We start from the raw sequence: 3,172 nt of genomic DNA on the forward strand, positions 1-3,172 counted from the left end.
CTGATTGCCAACCAGTAAGGTGGTCTTCACCTTGGAAAAAACTAACACTTTGGCCGCTTCGATAACCACAACTTGTCACACTAACTGCCTGTATGTCGTGCTTCTTGATGTTGGTTGTGAGTTGTCCGAAATCAGCTTCTTTTTTTAATAGCTCTCTTAAGGGGGCGTTATTGAACATGGAGCCTGGCACATCAATGCCATCTCCGCTGACGAAACCTCTAACAAACTGGCCTAGGTTTTTTGCAAGATTCCAATAGTCGGATTTGTATACCTTATCAGAGCTAAGGTTTAACCAAAGATCTTCGAGACTGTCGACACTATGCCTGAAGATCTTACCCCCTCCTCCTAGCCCCACGGCGTTTAAAGCTCCTGCGGAACTGCCGCAAATGACAGGAAAGGGATAGTCAAAGCCAGGAAACTGTTCTGCAATTGCCTTAAGAACACCGGCCTGGTAAGCGCCTCGTGCACCACCACCCGTTAAAATCACCCCTGCTGTCATATTAATTATTCCAAATAATGTACTTTGTAAGAATGCTGCGATAGCAGCTTGTTTCCGCTCAAAGAATAGATAAGTCTCAATAGTAAAACTATTCTAGGGCATATATGCGGACAAGCACTAACCTTGCATAAACTTAATAGTGATAATAAAAATCTATATAGAATAAGACGGTCTATATCTGATCAAAAAAGCAGCATCTTTAGCGCTATAATTAAGTTAATGATAAAGATAGATCGTTATATGGTTTTCCGTTTTTAAATTAGAGCATTAATTTGTAGTCGGAGGTGTCCTATGAAACGTTTATATTACCTTAGCCCTTCAATTGACAGTGTCGACCAAGTTTCGAAAGATTTGCATGAGCATGGTATTACTGACTGGAACTTTCATATTATTAGTACTAATGAAGAGGGTCTATATAGTCATCATCTCCACTCTGCGAGTGCACTTCAGCGTACCGACTTCGTGCGCTTTGTAGAGCGAGGCTTATTGTCCGGTGGGATGATTGGGCTGTTTTTTTAGTCCCCTTTACTTATATCGAGGAGTTTAGCTTCAATGCATGGCTAGTGATCGCGATCTTTAGCATGTTCTTTGGTGCGTGGTTTGGCGGTGTTGGTGGGCTCAATACTGAACACTACAAGATCCAGAAGTTTCACGAACAAATTATTGAAGGTCAGCACTTGATCTTAGTGGATGTTAACACGAAGGATGAACAACGCATAAAGTGCATTATGGAAATAAGGCACCCCGAGGCGGTACTTCAAGGTTCTAGCTCGACTATTACTAATCCGTTTTCCAAGGATGATGCTGAACACATCAGCGCAAAGTCTTAGGGCTGCGCATTAAGGTGATAAAAGCTTAGATTATCGCCTTAATGCATTATTTGCAGTTCACAAAGTGTTCATGTCGAAATCTGTCAAAGCAAAAATTTCAAGGACTTCATAGGTATTCTTGTCGAGCTTTGCCAAACCAAAGCCTGATTTCCCAATTATGCGGATATAGAAGTATTTGCCTGTATCAAACTCTTGATCCTTATAAATCTTCTTAAGGTAGACTTCTTCAAGAGCTGCTTGCTTGATGCGTTCTTTTTGCTCGCCTAGCTCATGATAATAATCCATGTTCTGTAGATAATCTGTATCCCCTTCACCGGTAAATGCATGAACAGTGATCGCTATTCTAACTTCGGTTGTACCGGTTAAAACGTGGAACTTTGGTGCTGAAGCCAAGCTAGTATCGATAATATTAGGGTCAACAGCTGTCATATCGTAATTCGATGCGGTTTGGATCTCAAATGAGTTATTGACAAGTAATGCTGATAAAGGCCTTTCCTTGTAGATGGTCTGAAACCCATATACAAGCGCTGCTATTTGGAATAATGCAATCACTGACAGGTCAAACTTTAGACTCTTCTTACCTTTTTTATATACGACAAAAGTAAGTAGTGGCCCTAGTATCACGTCTACAGCAAACAGGATTAGAATGATTTCTGATATACCCTGTATTTTGAAGTAGAAGTCAGGATAAATTTGGAATCTGATAAAAAAGTAAACTATCGATACGATAGCGAGACTAATAAGAAAGTGGATTAGAAATGCGATGGGTTTTGTCATAGTCGTCAGTTAAGTTAGTGTTTAAACTAAGCTTAGAAGCGACTTGGATATTTTCAAAGAAATAAAGAACGGAATTAAAAAAAAGCCGCATTTAAGTGCGGCTTTTTAGAAACTACAAAGGTATTGTTATTTCATTTTTTTACGTGTGGCAACTAGTCCTGCCAAACCTAATGCAAACAAAGCAATGGTGCCAGGTTCTGAAACTGCAGTAACTTTAACGTCGTCAAAAATATTACCTGTTGTATCTCTTCCGCCATCTAAGGATGTGAATGTTAAGGTAGAAAGCGAGCTAGTAGCTGTGAATTGATAAGTATACTGATTCCAGTTACCCCATGATTGGTTATAAACAGAATCTGAAAGGTCACCAACACTGACTGAGAAAGCTTCATCAGAGTTAGCTTGGCGGCGGCGACCAGCAAAACTTAACTCGTAGGCCTGACCTGCTGTCGTCGCGAAGTCTTGGAAGATAGAGAACTGACCATTAGCGTCTCCAGGGTGCGCATTAAGTTCTAATACTCTAATTCCATCATCGGCAGGTACGATAAAATTGTTAGACCATATTTCAACATTCTGGCTGGCGTCCCAATTTGGAATGCTAGAATAAATCTGCCACGTAGCTGCGCTTCCATACCCGCCAAGTGCTGCTTCGTTACCAATATCTTCGAAGCTGCCATTTTCTATAAGATTAGCTTGAGCACTCATAGATACAGCAGTAGTTAAACAGATTGAACCGAACAACTTTGTTAAATTTTTCATAATACAGCCTAATTTAATGAATAATAACTATAGGAAAGCAATAGATGCGCCAGAAGTTTATCTTTTTGTTTTTATTGATGTTTTCTAGTATTGATTGATCGATGTGTAAAATAAGCTGACGTAAATTTAGCCAGCTTCAAGATTTTGTGAACTAGTGAATCTAATGACTTCGTCTTACAAACCGCATTGGTAATACGGATATTATAATGTTAAATACCTTGGCAATGGTCGGTGTATTTATAAGAAACAATTTGATTGCGACCTACAGCGCTATTGATGTCGAAGAGATTATCTTCAAAAAGCTCATTAC

5 protein-coding genes are annotated in these 3,172 nt (G+C 39.7%); 2 read left to right on the plus strand and 3 right to left on the minus strand.

Going from position 1 to position 3,172, the window contains the following annotated elements; translation table 11 throughout:
- Nucleotides 1-499: patatin-like phospholipase family protein (locus A3757_RS18215; protein WP_197470123.1), on the minus strand; the 499-nt coding region annotated here is incomplete at its 3' end.
- A gap of 291 nt (nt 500-790) precedes the next feature.
- On the opposite strand from A3757_RS18215, the gene A3757_RS25285 reads away from it, so the two are divergent.
- A complete protein-coding gene (locus A3757_RS25285; RefSeq protein ID WP_082865277.1) occupies nt 791-1,018 on the plus strand; it encodes a hypothetical protein in 228 nt (75 codons plus the stop codon).
- 44 nt (nt 1,019-1,062) lie between these two features.
- Nucleotides 1,063-1,329, plus strand: a complete 267-nt coding sequence (locus tag A3757_RS25290) for a hypothetical protein (protein ID WP_068633325.1) — start codon at nt 1,063-1,065, stop codon at nt 1,327-1,329.
- A gap of 57 nt (nt 1,330-1,386) precedes the next feature.
- Here the strand turns inward: A3757_RS25290 and A3757_RS18225 are convergent, their stop codons facing one another.
- Entirely contained in the window at nt 1,387-2,106 is a 720-nt protein-coding gene (locus A3757_RS18225; RefSeq protein WP_068510718.1) for a hypothetical protein, read from the minus strand.
- 126 nt (nt 2,107-2,232) lie between these two features.
- Complete coding sequence (locus tag A3757_RS18230) at nt 2,233-2,862, minus strand: DUF642 domain-containing protein (protein WP_068510716.1); 630 nt, start codon at nt 2,860-2,862, stop codon at nt 2,233-2,235.
- Between the last annotated feature and the right edge of the window lie 310 nt (nt 2,863-3,172).

The organism is Oleiphilus sp. HI0117 (assembly GCF_001635235.1).

Excerpts from the sequence above, each read along its gene's own strand:
- A3757_RS25285 (WP_082865277.1), top strand. The coding sequence starts at position 791 with ATGAAACGTTTATATTACCTTAGCCCTTCAATTGACAGTGTCGACCAA.
- A3757_RS18225 (WP_068510718.1), bottom strand. The coding sequence starts at position 2,106 with ATGACAAAACCCATCGCATTTCTAATCCACTTTCTTATTAGTCTCGCT.
- A3757_RS18230 (WP_068510716.1), bottom strand. The coding sequence starts at position 2,862 with ATGAAAAATTTAACAAAGTTGTTCGGTTCAATCTGTTTAACTACTGCT.